Annotated in this window: 17 protein-coding genes; 7 read left to right on the top strand and 10 right to left on the bottom strand. The window is 60.5% G+C overall.

Annotated features, from left to right (window positions below; translation table 11 throughout):
• Nucleotides 1-16: 16 nt before the first annotated feature.
• Together AC3WP4_RS20330 and AC3WP4_RS20325 are read left to right on the top strand one after the other, a co-directional pair.
• Nucleotides 17-574, top strand: coding sequence for a DUF4136 domain-containing protein (locus tag AC3WP4_RS20330; RefSeq protein ID WP_102615701.1), 558 nt, complete (start codon nt 17-19; stop codon nt 572-574).
• Between the two features lie 116 nt (nt 575-690).
• Entirely contained in the window at nt 691-2,673 is a 1,983-nt protein-coding gene (locus AC3WP4_RS20325) for a pilus assembly protein TadG-related protein (protein ID WP_102615702.1), read from the top strand.
• On the opposite strand, the gene AC3WP4_RS20320 is transcribed toward AC3WP4_RS20325, so the two are convergent.
• Together AC3WP4_RS20320 and AC3WP4_RS20315 are read right to left on the bottom strand one after the other, a co-directional pair.
• Complete coding sequence (locus AC3WP4_RS20320; RefSeq protein WP_102615703.1) at nt 2,643-5,396, bottom strand: PAS domain-containing sensor histidine kinase; 2,754 nt, start codon at nt 5,394-5,396, stop codon at nt 2,643-2,645. The two genes, AC3WP4_RS20325 and AC3WP4_RS20320, sit on opposite strands and share 31 nt — an antisense overlap.
• On the bottom strand, nt 5,393-5,833 hold the full coding sequence (locus AC3WP4_RS20315; RefSeq protein WP_076028777.1) for a TadE/TadG family type IV pilus assembly protein: 441 nt from the start codon (nt 5,831-5,833) through the stop codon (nt 5,393-5,395). Before AC3WP4_RS20315 ends, AC3WP4_RS20320 begins: the two co-directional genes overlap by 4 nt.
• 75 nt (nt 5,834-5,908) lie before the next feature.
• On the opposite strand from AC3WP4_RS20315, the gene AC3WP4_RS20310 reads away from it, so the two are divergent.
• Together AC3WP4_RS20310 and AC3WP4_RS20305 are read left to right on the top strand one after the other, a co-directional pair.
• Nucleotides 5,909-6,379, top strand: coding sequence for a prepilin peptidase (locus AC3WP4_RS20310; RefSeq protein ID WP_074873476.1), 471 nt, complete (start codon nt 5,909-5,911; stop codon nt 6,377-6,379).
• A 113-nt stretch (nt 6,380-6,492) separates the two neighbouring features.
• Nucleotides 6,493-7,272 (top strand): response regulator transcription factor, encoded by a 780-nt coding sequence (locus AC3WP4_RS20305; RefSeq protein ID WP_102615704.1) that lies wholly within the window; start codon nt 6,493-6,495, stop codon nt 7,270-7,272.
• 98 nt (nt 7,273-7,370) lie between these two features.
• Here AC3WP4_RS20305 and AC3WP4_RS20300 read toward each other — a convergent pair whose 3' ends face one another.
• From AC3WP4_RS20300 to cpaB, 5 genes are all read right to left on the bottom strand, one after another.
• Nucleotides 7,371-8,261, bottom strand: coding sequence for a type II secretion system F family protein (locus AC3WP4_RS20300; protein ID WP_074873480.1), 891 nt, complete (start codon nt 8,259-8,261; stop codon nt 7,371-7,373).
• On the bottom strand, nt 8,258-9,142 hold the full coding sequence (locus AC3WP4_RS20295) for a type II secretion system F family protein (RefSeq protein WP_074873482.1): 885 nt from the start codon (nt 9,140-9,142) through the stop codon (nt 8,258-8,260). The genes AC3WP4_RS20300 and AC3WP4_RS20295 overlap by 4 nt, the downstream gene beginning before the upstream one ends.
• A 10-nt stretch (nt 9,143-9,152) precedes the next feature.
• Complete coding sequence (locus tag AC3WP4_RS20290; protein WP_102615705.1) at nt 9,153-10,433, bottom strand: TadA family conjugal transfer-associated ATPase; 1,281 nt, start codon at nt 10,431-10,433, stop codon at nt 9,153-9,155.
• Complete coding sequence (locus AC3WP4_RS20285) at nt 10,430-11,626, bottom strand: CpaE/TadZ family protein (protein ID WP_102615706.1); 1,197 nt, start codon at nt 11,624-11,626, stop codon at nt 10,430-10,432. The genes AC3WP4_RS20290 and AC3WP4_RS20285 overlap by 4 nt, the downstream gene beginning before the upstream one ends.
• A 129-nt stretch (nt 11,627-11,755) precedes the next feature.
• Nucleotides 11,756-12,703: a Flp pilus assembly protein CpaB gene (gene cpaB, locus AC3WP4_RS20280; protein WP_074873488.1), complete on the bottom strand. Its 948-nt coding sequence runs from the start codon at nt 12,701-12,703 to the stop codon at nt 11,756-11,758.
• 322 nt (nt 12,704-13,025) lie between these two features.
• Here cpaB and AC3WP4_RS20275 point away from each other — a divergent pair, with 322 nt between their 5' ends.
• Complete coding sequence (locus AC3WP4_RS20275) at nt 13,026-13,226, top strand: Flp family type IVb pilin (RefSeq protein WP_076028770.1); 201 nt, start codon at nt 13,026-13,028, stop codon at nt 13,224-13,226.
• Nucleotides 13,227-13,306: 80 nt separating this feature from the next.
• Nucleotides 13,307-13,720, top strand: coding sequence for a response regulator (locus AC3WP4_RS20270; RefSeq protein WP_074873492.1), 414 nt, complete (start codon nt 13,307-13,309; stop codon nt 13,718-13,720).
• 87 nt (nt 13,721-13,807) lie between these two features.
• Here AC3WP4_RS20270 and AC3WP4_RS20265 read toward each other — a convergent pair whose 3' ends face one another.
• Nucleotides 13,808-14,662, bottom strand: a complete 855-nt coding sequence (locus AC3WP4_RS20265; RefSeq protein ID WP_102615707.1) for a MaoC family dehydratase — start codon at nt 14,660-14,662, stop codon at nt 13,808-13,810.
• A 2-nt stretch (nt 14,663-14,664) separates the two neighbouring features.
• Nucleotides 14,665-16,017 (bottom strand): 3-oxoacyl-ACP reductase, encoded by a 1,353-nt coding sequence (locus AC3WP4_RS20260; RefSeq protein ID WP_102615708.1) that lies wholly within the window; start codon nt 16,015-16,017, stop codon nt 14,665-14,667.
• Nucleotides 16,018-16,174: 157 nt separating this feature from the next.
• Between AC3WP4_RS20260 and AC3WP4_RS20255 the strand changes: the two genes are divergently transcribed.
• The gene (locus AC3WP4_RS20255; RefSeq protein ID WP_102615709.1) at nt 16,175-17,452 is read left to right on the top strand and encodes an acetyl-CoA C-acetyltransferase; all 1,278 of its coding nucleotides are present in this window, start codon (nt 16,175-16,177) and stop codon (nt 17,450-17,452) included.
• Here AC3WP4_RS20255 and AC3WP4_RS20250 read toward each other — a convergent pair.
• The gene (locus AC3WP4_RS20250) at nt 17,439-18,542 is read right to left on the bottom strand and encodes a bile acid:sodium symporter family protein (protein ID WP_173860478.1); all 1,104 of its coding nucleotides are present in this window, start codon (nt 18,540-18,542) and stop codon (nt 17,439-17,441) included. The genes AC3WP4_RS20255 and AC3WP4_RS20250 overlap by 14 nt on opposite strands.

Genomic DNA, 18,542 nt, shown 5'->3' with positions numbered 1-18,542 from the left:
CAACCGGAGAATCATCATGTTCCGCCGTCTCGCTTTACTGGCTATGGTCGTGCTGCTCAGTGCCTGCGCCGGCAGCCAGGTCAATCATGACTTCGATGCCAGCCGCGACTTTGCCGCCTATCGCAGCTGGAACTGGAAAGAACCCGCCCTGCAATATCGCCCTGACGACCCACGGATCAAGAGCGACCTGACTGAACAACGCATTCGCCAGTCGGTAGCCGATCAGTTGGATCAACGTGGCCTGCGTCCGGCTGCCGGTGGCCAAAAGGGCGATTTGAACGTGCAGACCTATCTGATCGTCGAACAGCGCCAGCAACAAGTGACCACCAACTACGGCGGCGCTTGGGGTAATCCATGGAACGGCTACTGGGGCGGGCCGATGTACACCGAAACCCGTAACGTCAGCTACAACGTGGCGATCATCCAGATCGACCTGCTCGACGGCAAGGACGGCAAACTGGTATGGCGCGGCAGTGACGAGCAGATACTTAGCCGCACACCGAACCCGTCGGATCGCAGCACTGCCATCCAGGAAACGGTCGGGCGAATTCTCGCCAACTACCCACCCAGATAAACACCACGAACCCCTGTAGGAGCTGGCATGTTGCCAGCGGTCCAGCCAAGTCTTGACTACACTGCTGTTCACCCATGGAGGTAGCCCTCGGCTGTGCACCGGCAAAGGAGTGCGCGATGTCTCCGCGTTTGCAGTTTCGCAGGCCATCCCGGCAACGGGGGGCGATCGGTTTGATGGCGGCGCTGACATTGGGCTTGGCCCTGGTGTTCTTGCTGGTCGTGGTCGACAGCGGTCGTTTGTACCTGGAAAAGCGTGACTTGCAGCGTGTGGCGGACATGGCCGCACTTGAAGCCTCCACCCGAAATGGTGATTGCGCCGCTGGCAACACCGCCACTGTCTATGCCACCGCCAGCGCAAACCGTAACGACTTTACCCTTCCTGACCCCAGTCGCAATCTATTGGTCGCTTGCGGTGCCTTGACCCTGGATGCCGATAACCTTCGAGTATTTGGTGCCGACCCGAGCAAGAGCGAAGCCATTCGGGTGATCGCCAGCCACTCGGTCCCGCAGAGTGTCGCTGGCGGTGTCGGCGCGCTGTTCGGCGGCGCTCCACGCGCAGCGACCATCAACCTGACGGCCAGCGCTGTTGCTGCCTTACCGCCACCGCAGGCTTCGCTGACCCTGCGCAGCACGATGTTGAGCGTCGACACCAGCAAATCGGCCACGCTCAACGCGTTGTTCGGTGGTTTGCTCGGGGGCAATTTGAACATCGACGCGGCGGGCTGGAACGGACTGGTGAACACCAACATCAGCCTGCTCGGCTACCTCAATCGATTGAAGGTCGACCTTAACCTCAGCGCTGCGGGGTATGACCAGGTATTGGGCAATACGATTGCCGTCAGCCAACTGATCCAGACCGCCGTCAATGTACTGGACCCCGGCGGCACATTCGGCGCGACCGCAACCATTGCAAGTCTTCAAGCGCTGAAGGCCGCGGCAGGTGCAACCACCGTCGTACTCGGCAATGTGTTGCACGTCGAGGCGGGCAGCACTGTGACGGCGCTGGGGACCAACCTGAAAGTGTTTGACCTGATCGAAGCCGTCGTGCAACTGGCCAACAAGAAAAACGGTTTGGTGGCGACCGTGCCGATCAACCTCGCGGGGCTGGCGCAAATCACCGCTCGGGTGCAGATACTGGAGCCGCCACAACTCTCGGCCATCGGCAATCCGAAAAACGCCGCGCTTGCGCCGTTGGGGCCCAACCGGATCTACGTGAAAACCGCTCAGGTGCGTACCTTGCTGTCGGTCGACTTGCCTATTCTGAGTGCGATTCAACCCTTGCTCGAGGCGGCGGCTGATCTTGCCGGACCGTTGACCAATATCTTGAACGCCTTGCTGAATCTCAATCTGGTCGAAGTCATTGACTCACTGACCTGCGCGCTCGGCGCGGCCTGCGAAACACCCTCGATCGTGCCGCTTTCCGATACCTTAAGGCTCGATGTCGCCCTGGACGTTGCGAGTGCCAACAGTTACGTCACCGCCTACAGTTGCATCAGTGCCACCAACAAATCCCTGACCACCAATACCAGCACTTCACTGGTGACCTTGAAAATCGGCAAGATCGATCCGAACACGGTGTTCGGCAGCAACACCTCGCCGCCCGCCGTGGTGGTGCAACCGTTGAAGGTGATCGATATCGGGGTGAAAACCTGTCGCCGGTTCCTGATCCTTCCTGTCAGTTGCGACCCGCGGATTCCAGGCGTCGGCGGCGGTATCGACATCATGGCCGACACCACCGTGGCACAGAGCGCCAACATGCCGCACGTCTATTCCGCACCGCCGGCCACCAGCCTGCCGGAGATGAGCCAGCCACCGTTCTACTATTCCTATTCCACCAGCAATATCGTCAGCAGCCTTACCGACACGCTCACCAATATAACGGTCAACATGCACGGGCCGACGGGCAGTCTGGTCGGTGGTCTGGGGGCGATCCTCAGCACTGTCACGACATTGCTGGTCAACGTGATCAACAGCGTGCTCAGCCCGTTACTCGACACCTTGATCAACACACTGCTGCTCAGTCTGGGGATCGATCTGAACAAGGTCGAAGTCGGCGCCAACCTCAGCTGTCACTCAGGACGAGCGACGCTGGTGATCTGATCGTCGGCAATAATCGGTAGTTCGATACAAAACCGGGCGCCCTCGACCGAGTTTCTGACGCTCAGTTTTCCGCCCATGTTCTCGACGATGCCGTAACTCACCGACAACCCGAGCCCGGTGCCGACACCCACGGGTTTGGTGGTGAAGAATGGCTCGAAAATCCGTTCCAGCAACCGCGGATCGATACCGCCGCCGTTGTCCTCGACCCACAGCCGCACCGAATACGCATCACGTTCGGCGTACACCGAAATCCAAGGTTTGAACTCGCGGTCGGCCTCGCGTTTGCCGAGCAACGCATCCCGAGCGTTGACCATCAGATTGATCAACACCTGTTCGAGCTGATCGACGTAACCGCGCACTTGCACTTCAAACCCGATCTCGTTGACCCGCAGATCGACCCCTTTGCCGCGCATCCCTTCGGCCAGCAGCGACAACGTGCCTTCAATGGCTTGCGCCGGATTGAACGGCTGCTGCTCGATCTCCGAACGGCGGCCAAACACCCGCATGTGATCCACCACCCGCGCGGCGCGCTGGACCTGGGCATCGATGCGGTTGAGCTTGTCGGTCAGGTAGTCGATCTGCGCATCGCCATTGCTCAGACGCTTGAGCACGTTGACGATGGCCATGCGCATCACATTCAACGGCTGATTGATTTCATGGGCCAAGCCTGTGGCCATTTCACCGAGGGTGGCCATTTTTGCGCTTTGGGTGAGTTGCTGCTGGGCGCGGCGGACCTCGGTGTTGTCGCGCCCCACGGCCTGAATCTCCAGCAAATGGCCGTGCTCATCGAACACCCCGCGATCCGACCACACCCACCAGGCATGTTCCCGTCCCGGCAGTTGCAGGTTGATTTCCGCGGTGCTGACCGGGAATTCCGGGCTGAGTCGGCTGAGCCGCAGGAGAAACGCTTCGCGCTGTTCCTGCGACATCCAGCTGCCCAGGTTCACTCCGGGCAGTTGCTCGGGCTGGCACTCCAGGTAAGTCGCCAGCGGGCGGTTGCCGAAGCTCAGGGTCAGGTCCGGGCGGTAGCGGCAGATCATCGCCGGAGAGTCTTCCACCAGGATCCGGTAGCGTTCTTCACTCTGTTTCACCTGTTCGGCGGCCAGGGTTGCTTCGGTGACGTCCAGCCACAGGCCGACGGCTTCCACCGGCAAGCCAAGGTCGTCGCGCAAGAGCTTGGCTTCATCGAGTAGCCAATGGTATTCGCCGCGACTGTCGCGCAGCCGATAGCGGGCGCGCACCGAACCTTCACGCAGCAAATGTCGGGTACGTTCGAAATACCGATCGCGGTCCTCCGGGTGGACCCTTTCAACCAAGGTCCCCGTGGCGCAATCAGCCAGTGTCCAGCCGAGCAACGGCAGCAGGCTGTCACTGAAAAACGTTGGTTGCAGCGCACCTTCGTCATAGCGCTGCACGTAGATCACCGCCGGTGAACTGGCGATCAGATTGTCCAGTCGGGCGTGGGCCGCCGCGGCGCTTTGCTCCTGGTTCTTGATGTCGCTGATGTCGAGCATGAAACCCACTAACCGTCGGTTTTTACCGATGCCCAGGACTTGTCCTTGCAGGCGATACCAGTTCGGCGTTTGGGCCAAACGCACGCACAGCAGCAACGGGGTGCCGTCGTCTTGCAAGGCTTGCAAACGACTGCTCAACTCTTCGCGGTCGGCGGGGTGTACCCGATCCAGCCAGTCGTGCAGCGGCAAACGGTCGACTGTAAGGTTCAGGTTGCTGGCCAGCGACGGCGCCAGTTGCACCTCGCGACTGTCGCTGAACATTTCCCACCATCCGGTGCCGAGCAAGGCTTGCAGCGACTCCAGCCGTTCCAGTTGCAGTTGGTGCCGGTGCTCGCGCAAGCGCTCAAGCAACGGGCCTGCCAGCGCGGAGGTCAGTTGTAACCAGTCGCGGTCATTCAAGTCAGGTGCCTGTTGCTGCACCGGATAAAGGCCACACAGCAACCAGGCGACCACCCCCTGGGCATCGTGATAGGGCACCGCGAACCCTTCGGCATTGCCGAAGATGCTTTGCAAACGGGGATGTTCGGCGGGCGTCAGGCGTTGCGGCACAGAGCCATTCAAACTGTCGAGCCCGGTGCCCAGGCGTTGAGCGTTTTGCCACAGCTGGGGCGCATCGAAGGCCGTGTAATGCTGGTGTATCTGCCAGCCTTCTTCCTGTTCATCGAGTAATGCCACCGCAATGCAGGGCATGTGGAAACGCTGGGCCAGGCCTTGCAGCTGTTCCACCAGCACCTCGGGCAGGCGCGTCAGGTTGCAGCGGCGCAACTGTTCGCCGATCTGCGCGGCGAGTAATTGGCATTGCTCGCGGCTGCGTGATTGCTGGCGATCGAGCAACAAGTCGCCGATGTCCAGCAACTGCAACAGCCAGGCATCGGCCAATGGCTGGACCCAGCCACGCAAGTGCAGGGGTTGGCCGTTAAGGCTGTAGAAGTCCAGGTCCAGACTCTGTCCCAGCCAGTCGGCGGGCGAGCCTTCAACGGTGAGGCCGCTGTGAGGCATGAGGAAATCGAGCAGGTGCGGTGCTTGCGCCGTGGGTGTCTGTTGGGCCAGCACATGCCGCAGCGGGCCGGTCAGGTGAATCACTCGACCTTCGGCATCGAGGTGCATCTGCAAACCGACACTTTGCATGCTCTGGGGAGCTGGCATGTCCACTGGCGCAGGCGGATGGCGGTTGAGCAGGCGCCCGAAGAGTTTGTCTGCGGAACTCAAAATTGCAGGCTCGATCGGGCGGAAAGGTTTGCCGGCAGATTGGGCACTTGGCCAATTCCCGGCACGTTCAGAAACGGGATGACCTGCTGCAATTTGCTGGTGGGGTAGTTGATGCTGACTGTCAACACCCCGCCCACGTAGGTGGCGCTGGCGTCGGTGGCGACATTGAAATTCAGTGCGGCAGGAATCCAGGCCAATTGTCGGCTCAGTTCAGTGGTAGCAACGGTTTTTACCGCGGTGTCGTAGCCGGGGGTGCTCGGATCCAGCGCCACGCTTCGGCGCACCGCTTCGGCGGTCGACTGGGTGAACGATTGCATCAGCAACAGCGGCAAGCTGTAAGTGACGATTCCATAGAACACGGCGAAAAAGATGAGAAATACCAACGCGAATTCAATCGCTACAGCGCCTTTTTGCTTACGGGGGAGGCCTGTTTTCATGACTGCGTCTACCCTGATATTCATCACGTGATATCAGCATAGAATCATTCAGCCAAAACGGACGTTTTTTACCGGATGCAGAGCTTTGTATTACTGATCTGGCTGACGCTTTGCGCAGCACAGGATGCTCGAGAACGGCACATCGCCAATGGCCTGACCCTTGGCGCAGCGGTGTTGGCGCTGGCGTATCTGCTGTGGACAGGCACTACCTGGCTGGGGGCCGAGGCGGTGCAGGGCGGCTGGGCTTTTTTGCTGGCGCTGGCCTTTACCTTGCCCGGTTATGCGCTGAGACGCCTGGGCGCAGGCGATGTGAAACTGATGACCGGCCTGGGGCTGGCGACTGACGGCATGCACCTGCTGGGCGTGTTCATCGGTGCCGGATTGGCCAGTGTCTTGTGGCTGCTGCTGGCGCCAAGAGTCTGGCTTCATATGGGCCAAGGGCTTAGAAATCATCTTCGATACCTGGAGCCTGGAATGTCAAAGAAACAGCCCTTCGCACCCTTCGTGCTGGTCGGCCTGTTGCTTACACTCGCCTGGTTTCACTAGGGGCCCGTTGTATGTACAGAGTCGGAATGTACGTCTACTTTCAATTCAGCAGTTGTACTGTCTGTGGCTGTTTGTAGAGGAACGGTCAACTTTGACCTTGCAGGGAGTCGCATGTGATCAAACTTCCTTCGGCAGTAAAAATCCTTGTGGTCGATGACCAGCCGTTGATTGCCGCAGAGCTCTGTGAGCTTCTTGAAGGCAGCGGTTACCGTTGCGTTTGCAGCGAGACGGGCAGTCAGGCCGTCGAGCGTTTCAATGAAGACGAAGCCATTGGCCTGGTGCTTTGCGATTTGCACATGCCCGGTCTGGACGGGATTCAACTGGTTCAGGAGCTGCAACGGTTATCCGGCAAGCACCGGGTATTTGAAGCAATCATGCTCACTGGGCGTGCGGACAAGCAGGATGTGATCAAGGCTTTGCGGGCCGGGTTTGCCGATTACTACCAGAAGCCGGTCAATCCGGCTGAGTTGCTTGAAGGGATTGCCCGTCAGGCAGTGGTGTTGCAGGAACGGCAGAAGAGCCTGCAGCTCAAGCATCTGGATCAGAAGCTTCAATACCTTGCCGAGTCGATCGATGATCTGTATCAGGATCTGGATAAGGTCCGTCGTGGGCCGCGGTTATCGGTTTCCACCGATGAGGCTGACATTGCTGTGGATCGGGTAGAGATTCCGGCGGTTTTCAGTCACCTGTCGCCAAGGCAGTTGGAGGTGGCGCGGTTGGTGGGGAAGGGGCAGACCAATTATCAGATTGCCTGCGAGCTGGGCATTACCGAGAACACGGTGAAGCTGTATGTGTCGCAGGTTTTGCGGTTGACGCATATGCATAACCGGACGCAGTTGGCGCTGGCTTTGGCGCCCGGTCATGGATTGCGTCAGGGGATGACAGCGCATTAGGTTGTTGTCTTTTTTACGAGTGCCCACACCGTTACTCGCGCAACCGCCTGACAACAGCCGACACAAGCCGGCCAGTCATTGCTTTCATTACGATCCCTCTAAGAACCAAAGGCACGGGACAGGGCGGTGAAGCCCGGGCCGGCCAGTACGATCAATAACGCCGGGAAGAGAAACAGCATCATCACGATGGACATTTTGGCGGACAGCTTGGAGATGTACTCCTGCAGGCGCGTCAGGCGCCGGTCGTCGAGCAATTGCTTGAGGGTCAGCAGGGATTTCATCGCACCGCCCCCCTGATGGATCAACTGCTCAAGGATGACGCAGGTGTCGGTGAACTCGTCGACGGCCAGCAGTTGGGTGACTTTGTGCAGTTCTTCGCCCAGTTCCAGGCCGGAATCGACCCGGGCCAATACCAAGCGCAATTCATGGGTCAGGGCCGGTAATAATTGTTTGCCTTCATTGCTCAACACTCGCAGCGACTGCTCCACCGCCATGCCCGATTCGAACAGGATGCGCAGCAGCGGAATGAAGGTGGAAATCTCCAGCGCCAGTTGTTTTTGCCGACGCTGCGCGGCAGCGGCCAGCAACCGTTTGGGCAATAGATAGCCGATGCAGGTGGCGAGTACCGGGGCCATCCATTGATTGTCTGCGTGAGGGAAGAACACGCCCTGGATCAGCAAGGCCAGGGCCAGCGCCAGCACCGGAGCGCCTACCTGGAATGCCGCGAACAGTGAACGTCGCCGGGCGCTGCGCCAGCCCAGACGGTTAAGCAAGGCCTGGGTTTCGTTATCCAGGTTGACCGAACGCTGACCGATCCGGCTGCTGCCCAGCAGCTCAAGCCACTGATTTACCCGGTTGTCGCTCGCCAGTTTGCCGTCGAGTCGTTGTGCCACCTGGCGAGCCCGTCGACGGTGTTCCAGCAAACCGCTGAGCAGCAACAGGGTGGCCCCCAGCAACAGCAACGCGCAGATCAGCAAAGGCACTTTCATACGCTGCGCAACATATGCCAGAGCGCCAGGCTGCCGATCACCTGCAAGCCGAACGCGGACGCGAGCATGATTTGCCCCGAGCCGTCGTGCCACATGGCAAGCAAGTATTGAGGGTTGGTCGCGAGGAAATAGCCCGCCAGGCCAATCGGCAAACATCCCAGGACCCACGCGGTCACCCGGGTTTCACCGGTCATGGCCCTGAGCTGGCGTGCAGCCTGCTCGCGCTCGCGGATCATCTTGATCAGGTTTTCCAGCAATTCGCTGGCATTGCCGCCATAGCGGTGATTGACCTTCAACCCCAGCGCGAACAGGCGAAGTTCGTCTTTCTCATACAGCTCGGCAAAGTCCGCCGCGGCATCCGGCAGGCTGACCCCCAACACCACGTTGCGCTGAATCCGCCCCATGGCGTTTTTCAGCGGGTCTTCAGCGGTGTCGATGGCGCCCAGCACCGCATCGGCCAGGGTGCGCCCGGACTTCAGGCTGCGCACCGTGTGATCGAGCATTTGTGGCAGTTGTTCGATCATGCGCTGGAGTCGGCGCTGATAACGCCAATTGACGTACAGACGCAGCATCAGCGGCGGCAGCAGTAACAGAACCAGCAAGCCGACCCAGCCACCGGTAGCAAATCCGAGCAAGATGCCAAAGGCCCAGAGCAGCAGCCACCCGCCCAGACGCTCGGAAGGACGCCTGAGGCCGGCCCGCAGAAACGCCCGGTCCAGGCCCACCCAAGAGGCTTTCGTCGGCACCGGCTGCGGTTGCCCCTGGATCAGGCGACCCAGCACCCGCTCGGTGCCGGACTGGCGCAAACCGCGATAAAACAGGCGGATCGACAGTCCGAGCAAAACCAGGCAAAGGAGGATGAGCAGCACCGGTTTGAGCATGCCGTGGCCTTCAGTACACAGAGGGAGAGAGCGCCGACTCACGGCGCAGTTTGTCGCCGGCGGGGTTGACCGCCTCACGGATGAATCCGAAGCCGGTGCGCCGGTCGAACCGGAACAACGTGTTGGTGACATACACGTCATCACGCAAACCGATCACCTCCACCACTTCGCTGACGCAGCGGCGGCCGTCGGGCAGGCGCGTCAGCTGGATCACGACATCCAGTGCGGCGCAGATCATTTGCCGCAAGGTCCGTTCGGCGATGGTGCGGCCCGTCAGGCCCACCAGGGTCTCCAGGCGCAACAACGCATCCTGGGCATTGTTGGCGTGCACGGTACTCATGGAACCGTCGTGGCCGGTGTTCATTGCGGTGAGTACATCCAGCACTTCGACGCCACGAATTTCGCCGAGGATGATTCGGTCCGGGCGCATCCGCAGGGCGTTGCGAATCAGGTCGCTGGCCTTCACTTCGCCGTGGCCTTCGGCATTCGGCGGTCGGGTTTCCAGGCGTACCACGTGAGGGTGGCCCAGTTGCAGTTCGGCGACGTCTTCGATGGTGACGATTCGCTCGTGAGGGTTGATCAACTGGCTGAGAATGTTCAGCAGGGTTGTCTTGCCGGTGCCGGTGCCGCCGCTGATCAGGATGTTGCAGCGTTGGCCCACGGCCTCCTGAATGAAGTCGAAGATCGCCTGATCGATGGTTTGCATCGCCACCAGATCTGAGCTTTTGAGCATGTCCTTGCGAAATTTGCGGATCGACAGGCAGGGACCATCGAGCGCAATCGGCGGAATGATCGCGTTGACCCGACTACCGTCGGGCAGTCGTGCGTCGACCATTGGCGAGGACTCATCGAGCCGTCGGCCCAGGGGCGCGAGGATCCGTTGCATGACCCGTTCGACGTGATGCGCATCGATGAAGCGCAGGTCGCTTAGATGCAGGATGCCGTCGCGTTCAATGAACACCCGGTGCGGGCCGTTGACCAGAATCTCCGTCACCGCCGGGTCCCGCAGCAACACTTCCAAGGGGCCGAAACCGGTGAGTTCATCGACGATTTCTTCGGCCAGACGCTCCATTTCATAGCGGGAAATCGCCAGGTGCAGCCGGGCGATGTACTCGGCAACCTTGTCGATGACGAACTGTGAGAGCAGCTGCCGCGAACCCTCCAGCAGGTTTTGGCCGGATTCCTCGATGGCGTCGATGATGTAGCGGTGCAGCACCAGTTTCAGACCTTCGTGGTCGGTGTTGCCGCTGGTGGTGCGTACAGGTGCACCGAAAAGTTTTTCATCGCTCATTGCGCACCCCTCAACCGGTTGAACCAGCCAGGCCTGGGCTTGGCCAGGCCCTCGGAACGCTTGGCCAACTGATCGCCGAGGGCGCGCAGGCTTTGAGTCAGGCTTTCGCGGGGGGCCAGTTCAAACAGCGTCACCCCTTGGTTCTTGGCGTTGAGCCGCACTTCCGGGCTGTAGACGAGGGTCGCGATGATCTCCATGCCGAAGCTTTTGCTCAAGGTGTCGGCGTCCGGTGCGACGTTGCGCAGGTAGCGGTCCACCAGCAGTCTGGCGTGATCGAGCTTCATGCCTTTTTCACGCCACAAGCCGAGTACTGCCAGGTTGCGACGGCAGTCGAGGACATTCTGATCGGTGTACCACAGCAACTTGTCGCAATGGGTGACGAAGGTGCGTAGCGCTTCGCTGTCCGGCTGGCCAGTCAGGTTCACCACGATGTGCTGGAAGTGTTGGCGCAGGGCGCTGAGCAGCATGTACAACTCGGCGGTGCTGGTGTGTTCCAGCGGCATATCGTGGCTGGCGTAGGCGAGGATCCGCAACCCGGCGGCGCAGGTGGTGAACGCGCTGTCGATCAGCGTCGCGTCGAGGCGCCGCAAGTGCCGGAGTGCATCGCCGAAGTGGAACGAACTCTCCAGCCCGAGCAAGGCCAGGCTGTCACCGCGTGGCAGGCCCAGGTCCAGCAACAGCGTTTGCTGCCCGCTCTTTTGCACCACTTGCGCCAGGTGCGTGGCGAGCAGCGCGCCGTCGGCGTTGATCTGCACACCGTAGAGCACCGTCAGGCTGCCCAGTTGGGTGTTCGGGGCCACGGGCGGCAGGCGTTTGCCCAGCCGTCGCACCAACCCCGCGACTTCACTGGAACGCGAGCCATAAGCCACGAAATCCCGCGCACCGGCGCGCATGGCATTGAGCACGAGTTGGTTGTCCATGCCATCGCCCAGCGCGACGATCGCCAGCATCGGTTTAGCTTCCAGGGCACCTTCGATCAGTGCGCTTTGGGCCACCACGTGTTCACGGTCCAGGCCGATGAACACCAGGCTGGCGAAGGTCACATCCACCAGCGCCAGCAATTCGTCGAGGCTGCCACCACCGGCGCTGACCACTTGGCCCAACGGGGCGAGGGCGCCTTGCAGCCACTCAAGGTCGGTGCTGTTGCGCGTGATCGCGAGGAAGGTCTGGCTCAGGTTCTGGCTCTGGCTCATTGCGATAATCCGCTGCGTTTATCGAAGTTGCAGTTTTCGAAGAAGTACAAGCGATACCCGTTCGGATCTTTGTTGTGCTTGAAACAGCGGCATGGAACGACTGGGCATTTAGATGCGTCCTTGCTCGATTCAGGGAGTTTGTTGGGTAATTTCGTTGCCGCGAATAACTTCCACGCTTGGCTTGCGCGGTGCTGTGCCGCTGGGGATAGCGGCAGGTTTGGGTGGGGGCGTCATGGCCAGTTGGCTGAACTGCATCAACTCGCGGTTGGTGCTGGCAAGACTGGCCGATGAAACTCTTTCGCCGGCCCAGTAACGAGCCAGGCGTTTTTCATCGGCGCTGCGTACGGCCAGGCGCAACACGCCGGCCTGGGCCGCGAGCATCAACCGACTCAGTAATTGTTCGGGGACGGCAAGCAAGACGCTGCGGGCGTTGGCACGCAATTGTTCCTGCTTGAGTTTTTCTTCGTTACTGCGGGCCGGGCTTGCGGGTTGACCGTCGTTGGTCAACCCCATCTGTTCGCCTACGCCGAGCACCCGCAAGGCCGGCACCACCAGTTGCGCCGACGGTTGAGGGTTGTTGTTGTCCATGCGCAGAAACAGCAGCACATCGACATAGTCCCCCGGTGTCAGTTGCCCCCCGGCACTGATTACTTCATCCACGGCGACGGCGAGGGCGCGTTCATCGGGACGAATCATCCGCGCGAGTCTGCCGCCGGCTTCGAAGCTTTCATCACTGAGCCAGGTGCCGGCACTGAGGGCACGCCAGGGCGTTCGGCCAATGGCTTGATCGAGGCGGCTCAGGCTGCCGGCCGGGGCGGTACGGAGTTTTTCCAGGGTCACGTCGGCGGCGCTGATCGGTACGAACGGGGGCACATCATGCAGCAGCACCACCACCGGTTGGCGGGTGGGGTCGTCCATAGGAGCAGATGTCTGGGCGGTGGGTGCAGGCGTGACAATTCCGGGTTGCACGACAGGGTCGGGAACGGTTTGGCTGCTCAGCGTGAGACCCCAGTAACCGGCAATAATGGCGCCCACCAAAAACAAGCCGGCCAGCCCCAGAGTGATTCGACTGTTCATGACGGCTCTCCCTTTCCTGCTGCTTGAGACCTCGTCGCGCCCAACGAGACAACTTCGCAATCAGGCAGCTATGAACATGAACTATTTCGCTATTTGACGGTAGCTCAGCTAGAGCAAAAAGCCATTACGGACCTGAAAATAACTAACGAAAGTAAGCAGCTAGGGCGAAAACAAGACTTTTCTGGCGTCAACGAAGCAACTAATACTTTAGTGATAATTCGTTCTTACAGTTGTAGGTAGGTGGAATGCCGACAATGCTGAGGATGGCAAAGGGGAATCATGTTGCGATCGTGCAACACCCGCGTCTTTCAGGAGAACTGCCATGTCCTTTTCCAAGATTGCTCAGAAGATCAAATCCGAAATCGCTTTTTACAAAGGCCTGGCTAAAGATACCGAGGGGGCTTCGGGTATTGAGTACGCAATTGTTGCCGCCATGATCGCGGTGGTGATTGCCGGCCTCAGTGCAGGGATGGGAACCTCGATAACAACCCTGTTCGGCACCATCAAGGCCGCCATCGATTGACGCGAGAAGACGCAGTGGCAACTTGCTAATGCTCCAAAGGGCTTCTAACGTCAACGCTTAGTCCATTGCAGGTGTTGCCCATGAACGCTCCCTCACTTCCGCGCCAACAGCTTCTTCTGGTCGATGATGAGGAGGATGCGTTGCTCGAATTGGCGGAGTTGCTGGAGGGCGAGGGCTTCAATTGCTTTACCGCCACCTCGGTCAAGCTCGCGCTGAACCACCTGACACGTCACCCTGATATTGCGTTGGTGATCACGGACCTGCGGATGCCGGAGGAGAGCGGCATGTCGTTGATCAAACGGTTGCGCGAACATACGTCCCGCCAGCATTTGCCGGTGATCGTGACGTCGGGGCATGCCGACATGGAGGATGTCAGCGACATGTTGCGGTTGCAGGTGCTCGACCTGTTTCGCAAGCCGATTTATCACGTGCGATTGTTGGAGACGTTGAACAATCTGTTTCCGCAGCCTCGCATGGGTTTAGTGAGTCAGTGATTGATCGTTCCCACGCTCTGCGTGGGAATGCAGCCAGGGACGCTCCGCGTCCCAAGAGCCGAACACCGGGCACAGGAACGATCAAGGTCAGGCAACCGGCCGCCAATGCCCCGCCATATGCTCCAAATCCCCCGCACCCACCAACAGCAAATCCCCGCTCGACCCCGCCGCGCTGGCCAGCAATGTCACCTCACTGGGCAACCGCACCGGTTTCCTGAACTGCACCGCAATCTCGACATTCGCCGCCGGCAAATGATCGGCAAGCGCCGCTAGCGTTCGGGCCTTGTTCCACAACCCATGGGCGATGGCCGTCGGGAAACCGAAGAGTTTGGCGCTGACGGCACTCAGGTGAATCGGGTTGTAGTCACCGGACACTTTGGCATACTGCCGCCCAATGTCCGCGGGCGCTTTCCAGCGGGCCACTTCCGGCATTTCCAGCGTCGAGGCCAACACTTCTTCGACGGGCTCGCCTGCCAGTTTGACCCCACGGCACAACATCTGGCTTTCAGCTTCCCACAACGCCCCCAACTGATCGTCGAGCGTCGTCACCAGGTCGAACGTTGCGCCTTTTTCATGGGGTTGAAGGTTTTGCACCTGAACGCTGACCCGCACACGATTCACGCCGCCCATGGGGCGAAAGACACGAATGCGGTTGCTCAGGTGAATCAACCCCAGCAACGGGAACGGAAACTCCCTGGCCGTCAACAATTGCATCTGCAAAGCGAAGCCGAGGATGTGGGGGTAGGTTGGCGGCAACAAACCGTTCTCGGCAAAACCGCAGACCTTGCGATAGTCCGCCAGGCGCGTCGGATCGACATTGATCCAGCAGCGTAAACCCGAATCGGGCAGGGTGGTGCCGGTGATTCTGCGTCGCGTCGCGGCCCGCACGTACAGTCCCGACAGGCTGGGTTCGCAGTTGAGTGTGTGCCAATCGATGCTCATGCCTAAGCCCCCAATACACTTTGCCCGCACACCCGCAGCGCCTGCCCGGTGAACGCGCCGGTGCCCGGTTGAGCCAGCCAAGCCACCGCTTCGGCGACGTCTTGCGGCAGGCCGCCCTGGCCCAGCGAACTCATGCGCCGCCCGGCCTCACGCACGGCGAACGGCAGGTGCGCGGTCATCTGGGTTTCGATGAAACCGGGGGCTACCGCGTTGATGCTGATGCCGCGTTCATTCAACAAGGGCGCCCAGGCTTGGGCCAGGCCAATCAGCCCGGCCTTGCTCGTGGCGTAATTGGTTTGCCCGCGATTGCCGGCGATGCCGCTGATGGACGCCAGCAGGATCACCCGCCCGTTGTCGTGCAGGGTGCCGCTGTCGAGCAGTGCCTTGGTCAGCACTTGCGGCGCGTTGAGGTTGACCGCCAGCACCGCATCCCAGAACTCCGGGGTCATGTTGGCCAGGGTTTTATCCCGGGTGATGCCGGCGTTGTGGACCACGATGTCGATGCCGTCGGGCAGATGCTCGACCAACTGCGCGGCGGCATCGTCGGCGCAAATGTCCAGGGTGATGCTGCGCCCGCCGAGGCGTGCGGCGAGGGCTTCGAGGTCGGTCTTGGCCGGTGCTACGTCGAGCAGGATCACGTCCGCCCCGTCGCGGGCCAGGGTTTCGGCGATGGAGGCGCCGATGCCGCGTGCCGCGCCAGTGACCAGCGCCTTGCGGCCGGCCAATGGGCGAGTCCAGTCCGTCACCTGCGTGTCGCAGGCATTCAAGCGAATCACTTGCCCGGAAACGAATGCACTTTTGGGTGAGAGGAAAAACCTCAGTGGGCCTTCCAGTTGATCCTCAGCCCCTTCGCCGACATAAATCAGCTGCAAGGTGCCACCGCTGCGCAATTCCTTGGCCAGTGAACGGCTGAAGCCTTCCAGCGCTCGCTGGGCACTGGCGGCGAAGGGATCGCTCAAGTTCTCCGGATCGCGCCCCAGAATCACCAGGTGCGCGCTGTGATCGAGGTTTTTGATCAACGGCTGGAAGAACTCGCGCAGCTGTTTGAGTTGATCGGTCTGCACCAGGTCACTGGCGTCGAACACCACGGCTTTGAGTTTTGGGCCGTGGCCGGGAATCCACGCGGTGGCCAGCGAAGGCTCGGTGCCGTAGCTGTAAATCGCGTCGGTCAGGCGGTTGGCAAAGGTGCCGATTTTCTCCGTCAACGGGCCACCGCCGATCAACAGCGCCCCTTCGACAGGCCGCAGCCGGCCGGCTTGCCAGCGCTCCAGCCGAACCGGCGACGGCAGACCCAGGGCCCCGACCAAACGATGGCCGATGGACGAATTAGCGAAGTCGATATAACGGTCGGACATGGAACGCGCTCCAGCGGCTGGGATTCAAAGTGTGGACCATGAATGGCAATCAGTCGTTCGATCCACGAGATTAGGCCTACGCTTGGCTATTGTAGGAGCTAGCTAGGCTCCTACAGGGGGTTGGTTTTCAATTTGGAAATTTCATCAGGAGCTTTTCATGACTCAACTGCGCCGCGTTGCGATTATTGGTGGTAACCGTATCCCCTTTGCCCGGTCCAACGGGCCGTACGCCACTGCCAGTAACCAGGCGATGTTCACCGCAGCGCTGGAAGGCCTGATCGAGCGCTATAACCTGCACGGTGTGCGCATGGGCGAAGTGGCTGCGGGTGCGCTGGTCAAGTATTTGCGCGATTCCGGCCTGACCCGCGAATGCGTGCTGGGCTCGCGGTTGTCGCCGATGACGCCGGCCTACGACATCCAGCAAGCCTGCGGCACGGGGCTGGAGGCGACATTGCTGGTGGCGAACAAAATCGCAGTGGGTCAGATCGAATGCGGCATTGCCGGTGGCGTCGACACAGCTTCGGACGTGCCGATCGGTGTAAACGAAAGCCTGCGCAAGATCCTTCTGCGGGCCAATCGCGCCCGCAGCACCGCCGACAAACTTAAAACCTTCCTGCAACTGCGTCCTCGTCATTTGATGCCCTACTTTCCAAGCATCGGCGAGCCGCGCACCGGCCGGACGATGGGCGAGCACTGTGAAATGATGGCCCAGACCTGGAGCATCCCGCGTGACGAACAGGATCAGCTGACCCAGGAAAGTCATCAGAAACTGGCCGCGTCCTACGCCGAAGGCTGGCACAACGATTTGATCACACCGTTCCTCGGCCTGACCCGGGACAACAACCTGCGCCCGGATCTGACTCTGGAAAAACTCGCCTCACTGAAACCGGCCTTCGAGAAAAGCGCCAAGGGCACCCTGACTGCGGGCAATTCGACGCCGCTCACCGATGGTGCATCGGTGGTGTTGCTGGGCAGTGAGGAATGGGCGAAAGAGCGCGGCTTGCCGATCCTCGCCTATTGGCGTGACGGCGAGACGGCGGCGGTGGATTTCGTCAATGGTGCGGAAGGGCTGTTGATGGCGCCGGTGTACGCGGTGCCGCGTTTGCTGGCGCGCAACGGCCTGACCTTGCAGGACTTCGATTACTACGAAATCCACGAAGCCTTCGCCGCGCAGGTGCTCTGCACATTGAAGGCCTGGGAAGATCCGGAGTATTGCAAAACCCGCCTCGGTCTCGATGCGCCACTGGGCTCCATCGACCGCAGCCGTCTCAACGTCAAAGGCAGTTCACTGGCGGCGGGGCATCCCTTTGCCGCCACCGGGGCGCGCATCGTTGCCAACCTCGCGAAATTGCTGGATGCGGCGGGCAAGGGCCGAGGGTTGATCTCGATTTGCGCCGCCGGTGGTCAGGGCGTGACGGCGATTATCGAGCGCTGAGGGTTGGGGCGTTTTGCTGTTGCGCCAGCTGCCGATTGCGGTTGGCGTAACCCTCGGCCATCACCGAGCAGACGATCAGCTGCAGCGGGTGGTAGATCATGATCGGCAGCAGGATCAGCCCAAGCCCCGGGTTGGCGCCGAAGATCAGCGCTGCCATCGGCGCTCCGGCGGCCAGGGATTTCTTGCTGGCGCAGAACACCGCGGCGATTTCATCGGCGGGGCTGAATTGCAATGCGCGAGCGGTGCGGGTGGTCATCCACAGGATGATCGCCAGCAGGATTGCACTGCCGATCAGTGCCGTGAGGATCACGCTGTTGCCCTGCTTTTGCCACATCCCCGAGACCATCGAATTGCAGAACGCCGCGTAGACCAGCAACAGAATCACCAGTTTGTCGGCGATGTTGGTGTAGCGCTTGTGGCGGGCGAAGAACTTGCCTAGCCATGGTCGCAGCAATTGGCCGAGTACCAGTGGCAACAGCAACATGGCGCAGAGGTCGAGCAGGGTTGCGCCCAGATCGATGCCGCCAGCGCCGCTGCCGACCACAAAACTCACCAGCAACGGCGTCAGGAAAATCCCCAGCACGCTGGACAGGCTCGCGTTGAGAATCGCCGCCGGTACGTTGCCGCCCGCGCTGCCGGTCAGGGCCACAGATGAGGAGATGGTCGAGGGCAGGGCACAGAGGTACAAAAAGCCCAGCATCAATAACGACGGAATGTGCGAACCCAACAGCTTGTCGCTCAGCAGCCAGATCAGCGGAAACACTGCGAAGGTGAAACCCTGGACCATCACGTGCAGCTTCCAGTTTTTCAGACCGTGAGTGATTTGCTCGCTGGACAGGTTGACTCCGTGCAGGAAGAACACCAGGAACACGCCGATGTTGATCACGTATTCAGCGTGCATGCCGCCGCCGGTGGCCCCGAAGGTCGGGAAGACATACGCCAGCAGCGTGGCAATCAACATGCCACACAAGAACCAGTCAGTGACCACGCGTTTGAGGTGTTTGAAGGCATGCATAACAGGCACCGAATACATTTGTAAGAATTGGTGACTTAGCCTAACGTCGGCTCCAACAGCCGTCTTGCGACACAA

It is taken from the genome of Pseudomonas sp. FW305-20, assembly GCF_058788075.1.
The sequence above is the reverse complement of the archived record's forward strand: the minus strand, read 5'-3'. Positions and strand labels throughout refer to the sequence as shown.